This is a genomic window from Flavobacterium adhaerens (assembly GCF_040045115.1).
Classification (GTDB): Bacteria; Bacteroidota; Bacteroidia; order Flavobacteriales; family Flavobacteriaceae; genus Flavobacterium; species Flavobacterium adhaerens.
In genome coordinates, this window is the sequence record NZ_JBDLZX010000003.1 from 368,593 (window position 1) to 386,647 (window position 18,055).

Annotated in this window: 12 protein-coding genes; 7 read left to right on the top strand and 5 right to left on the bottom strand. The window is 34.6% G+C overall.

Annotated features, from left to right (window positions below; genetic code table 11):
* Positions 1–287: 287 nt before the first annotated feature.
* The 4 genes from ABEB18_RS06085 to ABEB18_RS06100 all read right to left on the bottom strand — a co-directional run bounded on the left by ABEB18_RS06085 (position 288) and on the right by ABEB18_RS06100 (position 6,932).
* Positions 288–3,410, bottom strand: a complete 3,123-nt coding sequence (locus tag ABEB18_RS06085) for a PorP/SprF family type IX secretion system membrane protein (protein WP_348798282.1) — start codon at positions 3,408–3,410, stop codon at positions 288–290.
* A gap of 1 nt (position 3,411) precedes the next feature.
* Positions 3,412–4,923, bottom strand: a complete 1,512-nt coding sequence (locus tag ABEB18_RS06090) for a T9SS type B sorting domain-containing protein (RefSeq protein WP_348798283.1) — start codon at positions 4,921–4,923, stop codon at positions 3,412–3,414.
* A gap of 175 nt (positions 4,924–5,098) precedes the next feature.
* Positions 5,099–6,388, bottom strand: a complete 1,290-nt coding sequence (locus ABEB18_RS06095) for a beta-helix domain-containing protein (protein WP_348798285.1) — start codon at positions 6,386–6,388, stop codon at positions 5,099–5,101.
* A 94-nt stretch (positions 6,389–6,482) separates the two neighbouring features.
* Positions 6,483–6,932: a hypothetical protein gene (locus ABEB18_RS06100; RefSeq protein WP_348798286.1), complete on the bottom strand. Its 450-nt coding sequence runs from the start codon at positions 6,930–6,932 to the stop codon at positions 6,483–6,485.
* Between the two features lie 401 nt (positions 6,933–7,333).
* On the opposite strand from ABEB18_RS06100, the gene ABEB18_RS06105 reads away from it, so the two are divergent.
* From ABEB18_RS06105 to recA, 4 genes are all read left to right on the top strand, one after another.
* Positions 7,334–8,467 carry a DNA polymerase III subunit gene (locus ABEB18_RS06105; RefSeq protein WP_348798287.1) on the top strand — a complete coding sequence of 378 codons (1,134 nt, stop codon included), beginning with the start codon at positions 7,334–7,336 and terminating at the stop codon, positions 8,465–8,467.
* 3 nt (positions 8,468–8,470) lie between these two features.
* Positions 8,471–8,854, top strand: a complete 384-nt coding sequence (locus ABEB18_RS06110; protein ID WP_348798289.1) for a DoxX family protein — start codon at positions 8,471–8,473, stop codon at positions 8,852–8,854.
* Between the two features lie 58 nt (positions 8,855–8,912).
* The gene (locus ABEB18_RS06115) at positions 8,913–9,422 is read left to right on the top strand and encodes an acyl-CoA thioesterase (protein WP_348798291.1); all 510 of its coding nucleotides are present in this window, start codon (positions 8,913–8,915) and stop codon (positions 9,420–9,422) included.
* Between the two features lie 328 nt (positions 9,423–9,750).
* Entirely contained in the window at positions 9,751–10,773 is a 1,023-nt protein-coding gene (gene recA / locus ABEB18_RS06120; protein ID WP_348798292.1) for a recombinase RecA, read from the top strand.
* 28 nt (positions 10,774–10,801) lie between these two features.
* Here recA and ABEB18_RS06125 read toward each other — a convergent pair whose 3' ends face one another.
* Complete coding sequence (locus ABEB18_RS06125) at positions 10,802–11,566, bottom strand: lysophospholipid acyltransferase family protein (RefSeq protein ID WP_348798294.1); 765 nt, start codon at positions 11,564–11,566, stop codon at positions 10,802–10,804.
* A 186-nt stretch (positions 11,567–11,752) separates the two neighbouring features.
* Between ABEB18_RS06125 and trpS the strand changes: the two genes are divergently transcribed.
* The 3 genes from trpS to ABEB18_RS06140 all read left to right on the top strand — a co-directional run bounded on the left by trpS (position 11,753) and on the right by ABEB18_RS06140 (position 17,945).
* Positions 11,753–12,727: a tryptophan--tRNA ligase gene (trpS, locus tag ABEB18_RS06130; protein ID WP_348798295.1), complete on the top strand. Its 975-nt coding sequence runs from the start codon at positions 11,753–11,755 to the stop codon at positions 12,725–12,727.
* A 325-nt stretch (positions 12,728–13,052) separates the two neighbouring features.
* On the top strand, positions 13,053–14,948 hold the full coding sequence (gene serA, locus ABEB18_RS06135) for a phosphoglycerate dehydrogenase (protein ID WP_348798296.1): 1,896 nt from the start codon (positions 13,053–13,055) through the stop codon (positions 14,946–14,948).
* A 78-nt stretch (positions 14,949–15,026) separates the two neighbouring features.
* The gene (locus ABEB18_RS06140) at positions 15,027–17,945 is read left to right on the top strand and encodes an FAD-binding and (Fe-S)-binding domain-containing protein (protein WP_348798297.1); all 2,919 of its coding nucleotides are present in this window, start codon (positions 15,027–15,029) and stop codon (positions 17,943–17,945) included.
* Positions 17,946–18,055: the final 110 nt, after the last annotated feature.

The window sequence follows — 18,055 nt, forward strand, 5'->3', positions numbered from 1 at the left end:
TTTCTATTCGACTTCAGTATTCATTGAGGCATTGAATAAAACTATCGGCAAAGAATATTTTTAAATTAAATATATTTTCAAATCAGCATATATAATAAGCAGTTGTCATTTGTATTTTAATCATCTGTAAAACAGAACAACAACACTTTTTATCGATAAAAATCACTTTAAAATATTTTTCTTATGATTTATATTACAAATACTGCGTTAAAAAATTTAAAATTAAACATTTTAAAACAATATCAAATAGAAATATAAATTATTTTCCAAAATAAAAAGACTACAAATTATTTGTCAATTTTAACAATTACCATTTTACCATTATACGGCTTACTTCCTTTTGCCGACAAGGCATCAGTAGCTTCCTGTAAATTATCAAACATTTCTGTATAGATGAAATACTTACTTGAATTTACATCATAAAAGAAGTTCACATTCGATTGACCTGCTGCCACGGTTTTGGTCACAAAAGTATCTCTCTTTTGTACATCCGAATGCACTGCCAAAATCACATAATAACCTGGCTGAATATTCTTATTATTTTTGATAATCTGCATATTCGATTGATTATCTCCAAAATCAAAATCTTCAGCTTTCAATGGTACACTACTTACTTTGGTTGTTGCCTTTATCTGTTTTAGAGTAGCCATATCTTGAGCATAACGATCTTGATCATTAATCGTAATCGCACGTTTGATTCTACGTTTTTTCTCAATTTCAGTTTCTACTTTAATTTGTTCTAAAGTTGAAATCAAAGCAGCATTAGATTGTTCTGTTTTTAATTGTTCAGCTTTTAAATTCTCGATAGTTTTCAAATAATTTTGATTAATCGGATCGTTTTTAGGTGTCTTCTTAAGTCTTTCATTATAAATTTTGGTAAACTCAGCAATATTATCAGCTTGAGATTTACTCAAATCAGCGATTTGTGCTCTAATTGCCTCAATTTCTGCATTCTCACCTGAAGTACTCTTGAACTCAACAGTTGTTTTAACAATTCCTTTCTCGCTTAAATCATTCTCTTCTCTCAACTCTCTAAGCGCCTTTTCTTTATTAGCAACAGATGCATCCAAACGGTTTAATAATTGTTGTTGTTTCTTTTTAGAACTTTCAGCAATACTTGCCAAGTTATCCATTGCTTTGCCATACTCGTCTTTAGGGGTAGCATCAGCTTTTGCTTTAGCTAAGGCTTCAATCGCTAATTTGGCAGCAGCAGCAGCTTCAATTCTATCTTGTTCGGCTTGGGCATCTGCTTTGGCTTTGGCTTCAGCAGCTAATTTAGCAGCAGCCATCTCTGCGGCAGCTTTAGCTTTAGCTTCTTCAGCTAGTTTGGCAGCAGCAGCTTCAGCATCCGCTTTGGCTTTATTATCTGCAGCCAGTTTCGCAGCAGCAGCTTCTGCATCGGCTTTCGCTTTATTTTCTGCAGCTAGTTTCGCAGCGGCAGCTTCAGCATCAGCTTTGGCTTTATTATCAGCAGCTAGTTTGGCAGCAGCAGCTTCGGCATCCGCTTTGGCTTTGTTATCAGCAGCTAATTTGGCAGCAGCAGCTTCAGCATCGGCTTTAGCTTTATTATCAGCAGCTAGTTTGGCAGCAGCAGCTTCTGCATCGGCTTTAGCTTTATTATCAGCAGCTAGTTTCGCAGCGGCAGCTTCAGCATCAGCTTTGGCTTTATTATCAGCAGCCAATTTAGCAGCAGCAGCTTCAGCATCCGCTTTGGCTTTATTGTCAGCAGCTAATTTGGCAGCGGCAGCTTCAGCATCAGCTTTGGCTTTATTGTCAGCAGCTAATTTGGCAGCAGCAGCTTCAGCATCAGCTTTGGCTTTATTATCAGCAGCCAATTTAGCAGCAGCAGCTTCAGCATCCGCTTTGGCTTTATTGTCAGCAGCTAATTTAGCAGCAGCAGCTTCTGCATCGGCTTTAGCTTTATTATCTGCAGCTAGTTTCGCAGCAGCAGCTTCAGCATCGGCTTTAGCTTTATTTTCTGCAGCTAATTTGGCAGCAGCAGCTTCAGCATCAGCTTTGGCTTTATTGTCAGCAGCTAATTTGGCAGCAGCAGCTTCAGCATCAGCTTTGGCTTTATTATCAGCAGCCAATTTAGCAGCAGCCAATTTAGCAGCAGCAGCTTCAGCATCCGCTTTGGCTTTATTATCAGCAGCTAGTTTGGCAGCAGCAGCTTCTGCATCCGCTTTGGCTTTATTGTCGGCAGCTAGTTTGGCAGCAGCAGCTTCATTTTTCTTAGCTAAAGCTTCGGCATCCGCTTTGGCTTTCGCATCAGCCTCTAATTTTTTCTTTTGAGCAAGTGCTACAGCATCTGCTTTGGCCTTAGCTGCAGCAATAGCATCGGCCTTTGCTTTTGAAGCAGCCGCTAATTTAGCTTTGTTAGCCTCAGCAATTTTTGCATCAGCTAATGCTTTTGAACTCGTTTTAGGTGTTGCAGCTACTTTTTTCTGAATTGGCGCTGGTTCTATTAATGCTCCTTCCTCTTCATCATCCCCATAATCAAAACTTCTGCCCTTAATTTTATAAGCCAAAACAATTATATGCGAAGCTCCAAGTTGTGAAACATCACCAAATCCCATCCCATAAGAATATTCTAAAGCAATTTTTGGCGTTATATTTAGACCAAATCCTGCTGTAGCGCCTAAAACGGAGTGATACCCCGCTTGAGCCCAAATCCCTTTTGGAACTGTAAACATAGCCGAACCAGAAATAATAGTCTTTTCAGTATTAAACTCAGTTTTTAAGATCCCAGAAAATTTACTTTTGTCAAAAAAACCATAACTATCAAGATATCCCGTGTACATTACATGGGCAGCAATCCCTTTATTCGGATCATCTTTCATAATTCCGCTGTTGAAATTATAAGTAACCAAATTGTTTAGAGCAAGACCAAAATCAAAAAAAGCTGTACCGTAATTAATACCAGGAGAAATAACCATTAGGGTATTAGTTGGAATATTATCTAATGAAGTATCTGAAAAATTTGAAACTACCTTTCCATTATCCAAACCGCTTCTATAAGCGCCAACATTGATACCGAAAGTTAAATTGCTTTCTTCTTGTAAAAGCAAATTATGAGAAAAATTGGCTACAAGACCAGTTGTACTTAAAACACCCTCAGACTGTTTATAAACACCAAGAGCTAATCCATTATTTTCTCTAAATCTACCGGAATAATTTAAAGAATAAGTCGTAGGAGCATTTTCAAAACCAGCCCATTGTGTTTTATTGAATAAAGTTATGTAAGTACTATTTTGTCTAACAAAACTAAAAGTTGGGTTGATAAAAAATGAATTAAATTTTAATGAGTTTCCTGTTGGCATAGCATAAGATACTACACCATCTTCTTGTTGAGCATAGAAAACGTGAATTGAACAGCAAAAAAAGAAAACATTGAGTAAAATTTTTTTCATATTATTTCAGAAGAGTTATAGATCCCTTTTTGGCAGAACCAACACTTGGAGTAATTATATAATAAAAAATTGGGTTGAAGTTTTTGAACTCAATATTAGATTGTGGCCAACCATAAGTATTGTCATAATTATTAGTTTCAAAAACCTTATCGCCAAATGAACTTAAAATAAGAACATGAGTATTGGTATTGTTATACTCATTTGGAATGATCCATGTATCATTATTTCCGTCATTATTGGGAGAAATAATATTAGGAATCTTAGGCACATTATAGTCGATTACAGTGTCATAAGAAACTTTGAAATCCAATGAACATCCAGAAATAGACACACTATAATTTCCAGCTACAGTGATATCTAAAGAACTTGAAGTTGCACCATTAATTTCAGCATTATTTAGATACCATTGATAACTTGGACTAGCAGTAGTTGTACTAGCAGTAACAGTGACTGTATCACCTTGATCAATACGAATAGTTTCGTTGGCAGCTATAGCAGTACCATTGGCACTAATAGAACCATTATTTTTTAAATCGATGGTTGCAGTAGCATTACAACCTCCAAAATCAATATCACATGTATAAACTCCAGGAATATTGGTTTGATACGTTTGACTTGTGCCTAATACCGTACCACTGCCATCTCTTCTCCAGCTGTAGGTATTACCAGCAGGGGCAGATAAAATAGTTGCATCAGATGCACAAAAAGGGTTGCCCAAACTAGATACTATCGTTGCTCCACCAGACCCCCCAGAAGCACTAGTAACAGTAACTCCTTGCGATCTAAAATTAACATCAGTACAAGCTCCATAATCCAATTCGGCATAATAATTACCTCCAGAATTCACAACCAATGAACTTCCTTTCTCACCAGCGATTAAAACATCATCTTTATACCAGTTGTATTGTAATTGAGGAAAATTGGCTGGAGAAGAATTTACATCATCTGGAGTTGGATTATAGACGGATAAGGTTACGCTACCTCCACTGCAAAAATTAATTGTAGCATTTTTATCATTAATATAAAAAGACTCATTGTAAACTTTAAAATAGGCTGAAAAATTTTTAGTACTTGTTGAACCAAAAATAGTAAACGGCTGACTGACCACCCCAGTACTACTCTTAACTCGTAACCTATAGTTTGTAGAACCCACTAAGTTTTCAGGTACTGCAAAAGTTAAAGTTTTAAGAACCTCTGTATCTGCTGGAGTTCCAGGCAAAGGAGCTAAAGCAATCGTTGCTGTTGGAGTAGTAAAAGCACCCTCAACATCGGATAGTTCCACTATAAAAGTAACATCAGAAGCAAAACCACTAATACCAAATTGCGCCTGATACTCATTAAATACTTGACTTGGATTATTTGGATGTGGTCCACCAGCACAAATAGCACTAAAAGGTAGTTTTTGAGGAGAAATTGTTTGTGCACACAATTTTGTGGTTGCTGAAATAACCAGCAACATTAAAAACAACAAAAAAATACTAAAAGAAAATAAATGAGTAGTTTTTCTTTTCATAGGTTTAAATTTATTGCTAGATTGGGGACAAGCAGTATAAAATTACTTTCAATAAAAATTCTCCAAATAATAAGGTAATTTGCTTAAACGTATTTTTAAATTAATAAAATGAAAGCCAAACCCTTTAAATATAAGGTTTAACTTTCATTTTATCTTTATTCAATCTAATAGTGATTTATTTTGATGATGCAGTAAACTTACTTAAAGCTAATCTAAAATCAGGTCTTCTAGGGTTATCGAAATCATTAAAAGTTTCAACATTAGAAGTTTTAGAGTATAAGTTAAAGAAAACACTATTTCCATAATAGCTTTCTAAGTCTTCATTATTTAAAGATCCTGCAGAGAAAATATTACCTTTACAGTTATTTAAATACATTTCTTCAATTCTAATTTTCTTAAGATTTTTATCGTTGATCTCAATATTAGTATCTAATATTACTGCAGGTTTGAATCCAGAAATTACACTTTTTCTTAAAACCAAAGTTGTATTTTCGGCTACAAAAACAGCTTCTTTTACCAACCCTTTACTAATGTCAGCATCAATTGTTTCGCTATCATTTGCAAAAGTTAAATTTGTAGCCGTAACTGATGTTTGTTTTTTGCTAAAATCAATACCCTCTTTTTTGGTATATGAAGAAACATCTAAACAACGAGAACCACTACTGTCACTGATATAAGAAGATCTAATAGCTAATGAATTGTCTATTTTTGCTTGAGTTCCTAAAGTAAATTGGTAGTCAGTACCGTTACATTTGTACGAAACCATCTTAGTCATTACTGGTTCACCTCCCAAAACTTGAAATGCATTTCCAGCAGCATAACTTACCATAATATTTTCAAGGATTGTTTTGTTACCAATACCACCAAGTAGAATAGCGTTAAAATTATCAGCACCTCTTACTTTTTTTCCAGCATACTCGATTCTCACAAACTTTAAAACTCCAGAAGAGCTTTCTACGTTATCACCTCCAAAAGTAGTTAAAGCAGGATCTAGATCGTCTAAACTTATTGACGAATGAAGACCAAATTTATTTAATGGTGCTTCACCCAGGACGATAATTCCGCCCCAATCTCCAGCTTTTTTAAGACTTTTGTTAGAAGTAAAAACAATAGGGTCAGTTTCTAAACCTTCTGCCATAATTTTGGCTCCCTTAGTAACAATTAAAGTACCTCTAGATTCGGCATCTCCAATAATTACTGTTCCAGGCTCAATAGTAAGTACAGCATTGTTAGTAACATATACATTCCCTTGAATGATATACACATCTTTTTTGGATAAAGTTGTGTTTATAGCAATATTTCCGGCAAGGATCTGAGTAGCTTCTCCATAATCAGCTTTAGCTGGTTTGAATTCAGTCCAGTTATTCAACCAATTGCTTGGTCCGAAAATACCTTTTTCTTGTTGTGCGTTTGCATTTGAAACAATCGCAAGGAAAACCCATATAAATAGTAATTTAGTCTTCATAGGTTTGGGGTGTATTTAGTTTTAACTTTAAGCTCTAATAGAAAGAGTTGTACTCACTAAGAGTTAAGGGATCAATTTATAATTAATTTAGGATTTATTGTACTTCTAAATCTCGTAATGCTTTTAAAGTTTGCTCATAAAACAAAATTGCGTTTATAAGTTGACCTTTATCACAAAACGGTAGCATTTTTCGTAAATAATCTTGTGTAATATCCAAATAAGTTTGAGTAGCATCTTTTTCAAGATCTAATGCTTTTTTGTTATCTGAAGTGTCTGGAATACCTAAATCTGTCATAGTAACACCTGGCTTAGTAGCTAAACCAATTTTAGGCAATATTCTTACAATAACTTTCATGCGCTCAATATATAACTCTACCAATTCTCCTTTTGACATAGCCTTCAACGTTTTGTCATCGTTATATGTACGAATTGATGCGCTGGTACTGATAATACTTTGCGGCATATTTGGTTTTGTCTGTGCATTAGATTTATAAGAGCTTATAGCTAACATAAAAATACTGAAAAGAATAATTTTCACTTTCATAACTTGAATTTAAAATTAATAATAAAACAAAAATATACAAATAAATTGAATTAACAAGTGTAGAAAACCAAAAACAGCCTACTTTATATTACTAAAAGATAGCACAACAAACACTACACCTCATATAATCAACACTTTATCTATAAAATAGAATTACAAAAAAAAACAAAACGAGAAATAAACTTTAACTAATAAATACTCTTTTTCTTACTAAAATACATGTTAAAAATACAAAAAATTAACGTTCAACATATAAAACCTAAAACTTATTAACATTTGTTGGTTGAAAACATTTTGTTATTTTTATAAGTTATTTAATACAACTATTAAGATGGTATTCTTTAAAACAAAAATATATTTATAGTATTTTTGAAACTATCATTTTCTTATATCTTTGCCAGATGCATTTTACTAAAATTTTAGGTCAAGAATACATAAAGAATCATTTGCAAAAAAGTGTCGATTCTGGTAGGATAGCTCATGCTCAATTATTTGTTGGCCCTGAGGGTAGTGGTACTTTGCCAATGGCTATAGCCTATGCGCAATATGTATTATGTAATTCTAATCAAGTTTTAAACGAATCCTGCGTCCTAAAATTTGAAAAAATATCGCATCCCGACTTACATTTTATATACCCAACAGTTACTACCGAAGAAATTAAACAAAAACCTAAAAGTATTGATTTTATTGCCGATTGGAGACAATTTATTTTAGAAAATCCTTATGGAGGCTTATTCGATTGGTATGCAAAGTTAGGGGTTCAAAACAAACAGGGTGAAATTCGTGTTGATGATGCACAAGAAATCTTAAAATCATTATCGTTAAAATCATACGAAGGTGGTTATAAGATTATGATTATTTGGATGGCTGATAAAATGAATACCGCCGCTTCTAACAAACTCCTAAAATTATTAGAAGAACCGCCAGAAAAAACCATTTTTCTACTTATTTCAGAAAATGAAGAAGATATTCTTCAAACCATTCGATCCCGTTGTCAGGTTACCCATTTTGGTAGTCTGAGTGAACAAACAATTGCCAATGCTTTGGTAGAAAAAGAGCAGATTGATCCAAAAATGGCTTTAAAAATAGCACATCAATCTCAGGGGAATTATAACAAAGCCCTACAGCTACTTAAGGATGATGAAGCAACACCTTTTGAACAATGGTTTGTAACATGGGTTCGTGCCGCTTTTAAAGCCAAAGGAAATGCAACGGCAATTCAGGACTTGATTGAATGGAGTGAACAAATAGCCGCTTTAGGACGCGAAACCCAAAAGAAATTCTTGCAATATTGTCTTGAAATGTTTCGGCAAGCACTACTTTTAAATTACGAAGCGAAACCATTAGTTTATATAGAAACAAAGGTGGACAAATTTAAGTTGGAAAATTTTGCGCCTTTTGTAAATGGTAATAATATAAATGACATTTACAAAGAACTGTCTGATGCCATGTATCACATTGAACGTAATGGAAATGCTAAAATAATTTTGACTGACTTATCCATAAAACTTACCCGTTTAATTCATAAAAAATAAGACATGAATAATATTGCCTCCATCTTAATCTTAGTTTTTTTGGCCATCACTTTTTTGCAATCTTCTCAAGAGAAACTTTTTCATTGGAAAGATAATTTGAAATGGTTGAAACAACATTTTGCCGAAACCCCATTGCGTAATCAAGTGCCACTTGCTTTACTAAACTTACTCGTTTTAGAATTAATTTCGGGTATATTATGTACAGTGGGTGCCATTGAACTTGCTGTAAACAGCGGAAGAATCTATGGTCTATACGGCGCCATTTTTTCTTGTATTACACTTATAATGATGCTTTTTGGTCAAAGACTTGCCAAAGACTACGATGGGGCAAGAACCATAGTCCTATATTTCATCCCTTCGGTAATGGCTGTATATTGGCTGAATTAAAATCATACTTGAAAAAAGTCAAACAAGAAAACCTAAAAAAAATTAAACGAATTATAAAATGACAGCAAAACACCCTTCAGAATCCTTAACCATTTTAACCGATTTGGTTTTACCGAGCGAAACCAATCCGTTGAACAATTTATTTGGAGGAGAATTATTAGCAAGGATGGATCGTGCGGCAAGTATAGCAGCAGGAAGACATTCCCGCCGAATTGGGGTAACAGCATCTGTAAATCATGTGGCCTTCAACAAAGCTATTCCGTTGGGGAGTGTAGTAATTATTGAAGCAAAAGTATCAAGAGCATTCAAGACTTCGATGGAAATTTATTTGGATGTTTGGGTAGAAGATCGACAATCGTCTAAGAGGACTAAAGCAAACGAAGCGATTTATACTTTTGTTGCAGTTGACGATACTGGAAGACCAGTAGAAATACCGCCCATTGAGCCTGAAACAGAATTGGAAAAACAACGATTTGATGCTGCTTTGCGAAGAAAACAATTGAGTTTGGTTTTGGCTGGAAAAATGAATCCACATGATGCTACTGAATTAAAAGCATTATTTGTTTAATTTATAATTGAAAATTGAATTCTAGCATTCTATACTGAAACGATATTGTGCATCATACTACAATTCTTAACAAAAAAACTTGCGTGAGGGATTGCAGCTAGCTACCGAAGTAGCGCGGAAAGCCCGACAGCTTTCTAATAAAAGGGCAATGACCTCCTAGTAAATAGCCCTTTTATTAGAAAGGTGGCACGCCCAAACAAACCTTCTTTATTGTTGAAAACTCAATAATTGTGGTTCAGAAAAAAAAAGTAATTTTACGAACATTAAAATAAATTTTGATCCAAATATTTGATCTAAATAATTGGAAAACCATATAAATAACAGAAAAATGAAAGAAAAAGTCAGTTCAGACAAAGAAGCTAAGTTAAAAGCACTACAACTTACTCTTGACAAATTAGACAAAACCTACGGAAAAGGAACTGTAATGAAAATGGGCGACAAAGCCATTGAGGAAGTTGAAGTAATTTCATCAGGTTCTTTGGGGGTTGATTTGGCTTTAGGAGTTAATGGTTATCCAAAAGGGAGAATTATCGAAATATTTGGACCAGAATCTTCCGGTAAAACAACTTTGACTTTACACGCAATTGCAGAAGCACAAAAAGCGGGGGGAATTGCTGCTTTTATAGATGCGGAACACGCATTTGATAGAAATTATGCGGAAAAATTGAATGTTGATATCGAAAACCTCATCATTTCGCAACCCGATAATGGTGAACAAGCATTAGAAATTGCAGAAAACTTAATTCGCTCAGGAGCAATTGACATAGTGGTAATTGACTCGGTAGCAGCATTGACACCAAAAAGTGAAATTGAAGGCGAAATGGGAGACTCTAAAATGGGACTTCACGCACGTTTGATGTCACAAGCATTGCGAAAACTAACTGGAACTATTAGCAAAACCAATTGTACCGTGTTTTTCATCAACCAATTGAGAGAAAAAATAGGGGTGATGTTTGGAAATCCTGAAACAACAACTGGAGGTAATGCATTGAAGTTTTATGCTTCTGTTCGATTAGACATACGTCGTTCTACTCAAATCAAAGATGGAGAGAACGTATTGGGTAACCGTACCAAAGTAAAAATCGTAAAAAACAAAGTGGCTCCACCATTTAAAGTAGCAGAATTTGATATCATGTATGGTGAAGGTATCTCGAAAACGGGTGAAATTCTAGACCTAGCAGTAGAATTTGAAATTATCAAAAAATCGGGTTCTTGGTTTAGTTATGGAGAAACAAAATTGGGTCAAGGACGTGATGCAGTAAAAACATTGATCAAAGACAATCCAGAACTAGCTGATGAATTAGAAGTGAAAATTAAAGCACAGATAAAGGAGTTAGCTGAAGAAGAATAAAAAAAAATCCGCAAAAGCGGATTTTTTTTTAATTCTCTAAAGCATCTTTTTCTTGAAATGCAATCAATTCGTTATAAATTAAGGCTCGAACACCTTCCCTTAAATCTTTTCTATCAATTGGTTGACCATCATCTGAAACTGTTTCTACAGCTGGCAAAATTTTGACACGCATTAATCCAGGACTTCCACTATAAAAAGTATAAGAAAGTCGTTTTTTATTATCTGGAAAAACCAAAGGTACAATTGGCAAATTATGTTCTGACGCTAATCGAAAAGCGCCATCTTTGAAACCATCTAAAAGTAAAGTCTCATCCTGAGGTACTCCTCCTTCAGGAAAAATGCAAATACTCAAGCCTCTATTGATTCTTTTTTGCGCTTGCTCAAAAACCTCACCTCTACTTTTGGAAGAACTTCTATCAACCATAATCATAGTTCGTTTATAAAAAAATCCAAATAAAGGAATTTTAGCTAATGACATTTTACCAACAAAAACAAACGGATTTTTTACCACTGAAAGCATCAACATAATGTCGGTCATAGAGGTATGGTTGGCCACAAACATATAACTCCTTTTGAGGTCAAGTTCTTCAACTTTTTCAACTCTATAATAAAACCCCATTCCAAAAAGAACAAATTTTGCCCAAATCCGAGCCAATCTAAAAAAATACGGATATCCGCTTTCTGTTAAAATTGAAATGACCAAAAAAGGGAGCATAAGCAAAATTGGAATCAACATTACAATGTAAAACCAAACCCGCCAAATGGTCCAAAATATTTTTTTTAAATTTCTCATGTACTATTTATAGCATTCTAAAGGGAGTGAGCAATTCGAATCGATGATTGATTTTATAAAAAAACAAAATTGTAATCATTTCATCGAGCCAAAAATAAGTAAACTTGTGGAAAATTTAGCAAAAGAATTAACTTTGCTTAAAAATACTAACTTCATTATATTCCTAAGATATTTAAAACAATAAAAATGGCAAAAATACTTACAGGCGTTCAAAGTACTGGTACTCCACATTTAGGAAATTTATTAGGCGCAATTATCCCTGCAATTGAATTATCAAATAAACCCGAAAACGAGTCCTTTCTTTTTATAGCCGATTTGCATTCGGTTACGCAAATTAAAAACGGACAAGAACTAAGAAGCAATACCTATAGTACAGCGGCAGCATGGTTAGCTTGTGGATTGGATATCGAGAAAGTAATTTTTTATCGTCAATCGGATGTCGTACAAACTACTGAACTCACATGGTATTTGAGTTGTTTTTTTCCGTTTCAACGTTTAACATTGGCACACTCCTTCAAAGATAAATCCGATCGCCTTGATGATGTCAATGCTGGTTTGTTTACCTACCCAATGTTGATGGCTGCCGATATTTTATTGTATGATGCCGAATTTGTGCCTGTTGGAAAAGATCAATTACAACATTTAGAGATTACTCGTGATGTAGCATCGCGTTTCAACCATCAAATGGGGGAAACTTTTGTTATTCCAGAAGCTAAGATTCAAGAAAATAGTATGCTTATTCCTGGGACAAATGGAGGAAAAATGAGTAAATCAGCAAACAATTTCATTAATATTTTCTTAGATGACAAAGCCTTACGAAAACAGATCATGAGTATCGAAACGGACAGTACTCCGCTAGAAGAACCTAAAAATCCAGATACTTGTAACTGCTTTACCATTTACAAATTGTTAGCAAATGAAAAACAAATTGAACAAATGAGAGCCAATTATTTAGGAGGAAATTATGGTTATGGCCATGCTAAACAAGCTTTGTTTGAGTTAATCATTGAAAAATTCAAAACAGAAAGAGAAAAATACAATTACTATATCAACAACCTTCCAGAAGTAGATGCTCTATTGAAAAAAGGAGCCGCAAAAGCAAGTGTAATTGCTGATGGTGTTTTAACAAAAGTTAGAGAAAAATTGGGGTTTGAAAATTAATTAATTTTAAAAAAACCATAAAAGCATGTCAAATTCATTATTTTAAAAACTGAATCTGACATGCTTTTATGGTTTCATCCTCTAACTAAACTTTATACGCAAAGTAAATTTGTTTATTAGAAACACTTTATAAATAAATAAATCTAAATTTAAATTTGATTTTCTAAGATTAATTTTAAAAATAACCAATCAGAAAGCCTATTTACAACAATAACCTCAATTCTCGTTAAACAGCACTTTATAATACCAATAAATTTTTATCAAAACCTTATCTTTGCAAAAAAAAATTGGCAGATAATATCTATTTGTGAAAAATTCTAAAAAGATGACAGAAAATCCAAAAACATTTATATTCGATTTTGACAGTACTTTCATTAAAGTCGAAGCACTAGATGTATTATGTGAAGTAATTTACCAAGATAGTGCAGCTGGAGAGCAAATATTAAACGAAATCCAAAGATTGACTAATTTAGGGATGGAAGGAAAGCTTTCTCTAAAAGAATCTTTGACCAAAAGAATTCAATTGTTACAAGCCAATAGAGATCATATTGGAGCTGTAATTGAAGAATTAAAAAAGAAAGTAACTGCTTCGGTAATTAGAAACAGATCTTTTTTCAAACAACATTCCGATAATATCTATATCATATCTAATGGTTTCAAAGAAATCATTATCCCAATTGTTTCCGAATACGGTATCAAACCAGAACACGTTTTGGCCAATACTTTCAAATTTGACCACGATGGTAAAATTGTAGGCTTTGATGAAAAAGACGAATTGTGTGAAAACCAAGGAAAAGTAAAAAAAATCAAATCTTTGAATCTTCAAGGTGAAGCTATCATGATTGGTGATGGTTATACAGATTATGAAACTCTTGAAGGTGGAGCTGTAGATAAATTTTTTGCTTTTACTGAAAACATAAGTCGTCAAATTGTGGTAGAAAAAGCAAGCCAAATTGCACCATCATTGGATGAAATCCTTTATGAGTTATCTTATAAAGCCTCAGTATCATATCCAAAAAACAGAATAAAAGTTTTATTATTAGAAAACATTCATAAAGATGCTGTAGAAATCTTCGAACATGAAGGTTATTCAGTAGAAACTTTGAAAGGATCTTTGAATGAAGATGAATTAATCGAAAAAATCAAAGACGTTTCTATATTAGGAATTCGCTCTAAAACTCATGTAACAGCAAAAGTTTTAGAACATGCCAAAAAACTTCATGCTGTAGGGACATTCTGTATTGGTACCAACCAAGTCGATTTGAATGCTTGTAGCATGAAAGGTATTTCGGTTTTCAACGCTCCTTACAGTAACACCAGATCGGTTGTAGAATTGGCTTTGGGACAAATTATTATGCTGGTTCGTAATACTTTCGAAAAAAGTAAATTGATGCACGAAGGTAAATGGGACAAATCTGCTACCAATAGTGTTGAAATTCGTGGTAAAAAATTAGGTTTAGTTGGATACGGAAGTATCGGATCACAACTTTCTATTGTTGCTGAGGCATTGGGTATGAAAGTGTATTTTTACGATGCTGTCGATCGTTTAGCTCTTGGAAATGCAAAAAAATGTACATCATTAAAAGAATTATTATCGCTTTCGGATGTAATTTCTTTACACGTTGACGGGCGTGCCAGCAACAAAAACATGATTGATGCTGCTGCTTTCGAATACATGAAACCAGGGGTTGTATTTTTGAATCTTTCAAGAGGACATGTTGTTGATATTCCTGCATTAGTAGCCAACTTAAAAAATGGTAAAATTCACGGAGCTGCAGTGGATGTTTTCCCTGAAGAACCAAAAAACAATGACGAACCTTTTGTTTCTGAATTAATCGGAATGAAAAATGTTATCTTGACCCCTCACATCGGAGGTAGTACCGAAGAAGCACAAGAAGACATCGGACATTATGTTGCCAACAAAATCATCAATTACATCAATACTGGAACCACTTACGGAAGTGTAAACCTTCCTGAAATTCAGCTTCCAGAACTTCAAAGTGCGCACAGAATCATGCACATTCATGAAAATGTAAAAGGCATTTTGGCACAAATCAATAATATTCTTTTAGAGTATGATAATAATATTCTAGGACAATATTTGAAAACAAATGAAACTTTGGGTTATGTGATTACCGATATCGATAATTTTCATAATACCGATTTGGAGAAAAAACTAAAAGAAATTCCAAATACCATTCGCTATAGAATTCTATACTAAATAAATTTAAATTTCAGGTTTTAGATTTCAAATTTCCGAATATCTAAAACCTGAATTTTTTTACATAAAAATATCACAATGAATCTTCAAAATCTTGAAAAGCAATTAGATGGTAAGTTGTTATACGACCATACCATGCGTACGCTTTATGCTACAGATGCAAGTGCTTATAAAGAAATGCCATTGGCTGTTGCCATTCCAAAAACCAAAGAAGACATCCAAAAAATAATTGCCTTTGCAAGAGACAACAAAACTAGTGTCATTCCACGTGCCGCTGGGACATCACTTGCTGGTCAAGTAGTTGGAAACGGAATTGTAGTCGATATTTCCCAAGAATTTACCAAAATCCTTTCTGTAAATGCTGAAGAAAAATCAGCTTGGGTACAACCTGGTGTAATTCGAGATGAGTTAAATCTACATTTAAAACCATACAAATTATTCTTTGGACCAGAGACCTCAACCAGTAACCGCTGTATGATTGGTGGAATGGTAGGTAACAATGCCTGTGGGGCCAGATCGGTTGTCTATGGTTCAACTCGTGAACATTTGTTGGAAATCAAAGGGTTCTTGGCCGATGGAAATGAAGTTACGTTTGGTGAATTGACCAATGCCGAATTTGAAGACAAATGCAACGGAATTAACGTAGTTAGCCCGTTGGAACAAGCCATTTATGTTCAAGCCAAAGAATTACTAGGTTCTGAAGACAATAAAGCTTTATTTGAAGAAAATTATCCTAAAAAATCTATTCCAAGAAGAAACACTGGTTACGCATTGGATTTATTGGTCGATAGTGAACCTTTTGGTAATCCGTCAGAAAAATTCAATTTCTGTAAATTAATCGCCGGTTCTGAAGGGACGCTCTTTTTTTCGACCGAAATTAAACTGAATTTGGTAGATGCCTTAAAACCTTTTGCAGGTTTGGTTTGTGTACACCATAACAGTATCAACGAATCCTTGAAAGCTAATCTTGAGGCTTTAAAATTCAACCCCGATAGTGTAGAGTTGATCGACCATTATATTTTGGAATGTACCAAAGAAAATATTGAGCAAAGCAAAAATCGATTCTTTGTACAAGGCGATCCGCAAGCGATTTTAGTAGTTGAATTTTTGAGGGATTCCAAAGAAGAAATCGAAGAGCTTGCCAAAGAAATGGAAGCCTTGATGCGTTCCAAAAATTTAGGTTACCACTTCCCTATTGTTTGGGGAGAAGACACCAATAAAGTTTGGAACTTGCGAAAAGCTGGTTTGGGATTATTGTCGAATATTCCAGGCGATGCCAAAGCGGTTGCTGTTATCGAAGATACAGCAGTTGATGTTAGTGACTTACCCGATTTTATCGAAGATTTTAACGCTGTTCTAAAAGAAAGAAACCTAAGCTGTGTACACTATGCGCATGCTGCAACTGGAGAATTGCACCTCCGCCCGATAATTGACTTAAAAACCAAAGAAGGTACTGAGTTGTTTAGAACAATCGCTACCGATATTGCCCATTTGGTAAAAAAATACAAAGGTTCATTGAGTGGAGAACACGGAGACGGAAGACTTCGCGGCGAATTTATTCCACTGATGCTGGGAGACGAAATTTACAAACTCTTTATTGAGGTAAAAAACACTTGGGATCCTTGGGGTATTTTCAATCCGGGGAAAATCGTGAATACACCTCCGATGGATACCAACCTAAGATACACTCCTGGACAAGAAACTCCAATGCCAGAAACCTATTTTGATTTCTCGGAACTTAACGGAATTGTTCGTGCCGCCGAAATGTGCAACGGATCGGGAGATTGTAGAAAAACAGAAAAAAGTGGCGGTACCATGTGTCCTAGCTATATGGCAACACGTGATGAAAAACACACTACTCGAGCAAGAGCCAACATCCTGAGAGAAACTATTACCAAATCTACCAAGGAGAATAAATTTGACGATCCTGCTTTACTGGATGTACTCGATTTATGTTTGAGCTGCAAAGGCTGTAAATCCGAATGCCCATCAAACGTGGATATGGCAAAATTAAAAGCAGAGACTTTACAACAATATCACGATAAAAACGGAGTGAAATTCCGCTCTAAATTAATTGGAAACACACCAAAAATCAATCAACTATTCGCTTCAGTTCCTTGGTTGTATAATTTTGGTACCAAAGGAATCATCGGGAACCTTGTGAAAAGTGCTACTGGTTTTGCCACCGAAAGATCATTGCCACAAATGTACAAAGTAACCTTTGCCAAATGGTTTAGAAACTACAAACAAAGTGGGAATTTCATCCAAGGAAAAGTCTATCTATACAACGACGAATTCCTGAATTTCAATGATGTTGAAATTGGTCAGACAGCTGTGAAACTGTTCAACCGTTTGGGTTATGAAGTAGTTGTGCCTGCTATCGGTTACAGCGGAAGAACCTATCTTTCTAAAGGTATGTTGAAAGAAGCTAGAGAAATCGCTGAAAAAAACATTATAGCTTTTGCCAAAGAAATTCCCGAAAACGCCATTTTAATAGGCATTGAACCTTCAGCAATATTGTCTTTCCGAGATGAATATCCAGATTTGTGTCGAGGTGATTTAAGAGCAAAAGCCAAAGCTTTTTCTAGCAGAGCGATGTTGATTGAAGAATTTTTAGCCAAAGAATTAGACGAAGGAAGAATATCGTCGGATTCCTTTACCGAAAATACAGAGAGAGTTCGTATGCATGGTCATTGTTTCCAAAAATCATTGTCATCATTAGTGCCTTTGAAAAAAATCCTAATGTTGCCTAAAAATTATACTGTTTTGAATATTCCTAGCGGATGTTGTGGTATGGCGGGATCCTTTGGATACGAAAAAGAACATTATGGTATTTCGATGAAAGTTGGAGAATTAGTACTGTTCCCAACCATTCGTTCCGAAGCCGAAGCGACCCTAATTTCTGCCTCAGGAACGAGCTGCAGGCATCAAATTAGCGACGGAACCAAGCGTAAGGCACTACACCCAGTCGAAATCCTTTTTAAGGCTTTAAAATAAGTACAATTAGTTTTTTAATTAAAAATGCAGCTGTTTTAGAATGGCTGCATTTTTTTATTCATAATTAAGCAAAAACCCTTATAATCATTTGTAAGAAAAAAAACAATATA

What these genes read in the sequence shown, in the direction of transcription:
- ABEB18_RS06085 (WP_348798282.1), bottom strand. Translation starts at nt 3,410, where the DNA reads ATGAAAAAAATTTTACTCAATGTTTTCTTTTTTTGCTGTTCAATTCAC.
- ABEB18_RS06090 (WP_348798283.1), bottom strand. Translation starts at nt 4,923, where the DNA reads ATGAAAAGAAAAACTACTCATTTATTTTCTTTTAGTATTTTTTTGTTG.
- ABEB18_RS06095 (WP_348798285.1), bottom strand. Translation starts at nt 6,388, where the DNA reads ATGAAGACTAAATTACTATTTATATGGGTTTTCCTTGCGATTGTTTCA.
- ABEB18_RS06100 (WP_348798286.1), bottom strand. Translation starts at nt 6,932, where the DNA reads ATGAAAGTGAAAATTATTCTTTTCAGTATTTTTATGTTAGCTATAAGC.
- ABEB18_RS06105 (WP_348798287.1), top strand. Translation starts at nt 7,334, where the DNA reads ATGCATTTTACTAAAATTTTAGGTCAAGAATACATAAAGAATCATTTG.
- ABEB18_RS06110 (WP_348798289.1), top strand. Translation starts at nt 8,471, where the DNA reads ATGAATAATATTGCCTCCATCTTAATCTTAGTTTTTTTGGCCATCACT.
- ABEB18_RS06115 (WP_348798291.1), top strand. Translation starts at nt 8,913, where the DNA reads ATGACAGCAAAACACCCTTCAGAATCCTTAACCATTTTAACCGATTTG.
- recA (WP_348798292.1), top strand. Translation starts at nt 9,751, where the DNA reads ATGAAAGAAAAAGTCAGTTCAGACAAAGAAGCTAAGTTAAAAGCACTA.
- ABEB18_RS06125 (WP_348798294.1), bottom strand. Translation starts at nt 11,566, where the DNA reads ATGAGAAATTTAAAAAAAATATTTTGGACCATTTGGCGGGTTTGGTTT.
- trpS (WP_348798295.1), top strand. Translation starts at nt 11,753, where the DNA reads ATGGCAAAAATACTTACAGGCGTTCAAAGTACTGGTACTCCACATTTA.
- serA (WP_348798296.1), top strand. Translation starts at nt 13,053, where the DNA reads ATGACAGAAAATCCAAAAACATTTATATTCGATTTTGACAGTACTTTC.
- ABEB18_RS06140 (WP_348798297.1), top strand. Translation starts at nt 15,027, where the DNA reads ATGAATCTTCAAAATCTTGAAAAGCAATTAGATGGTAAGTTGTTATAC.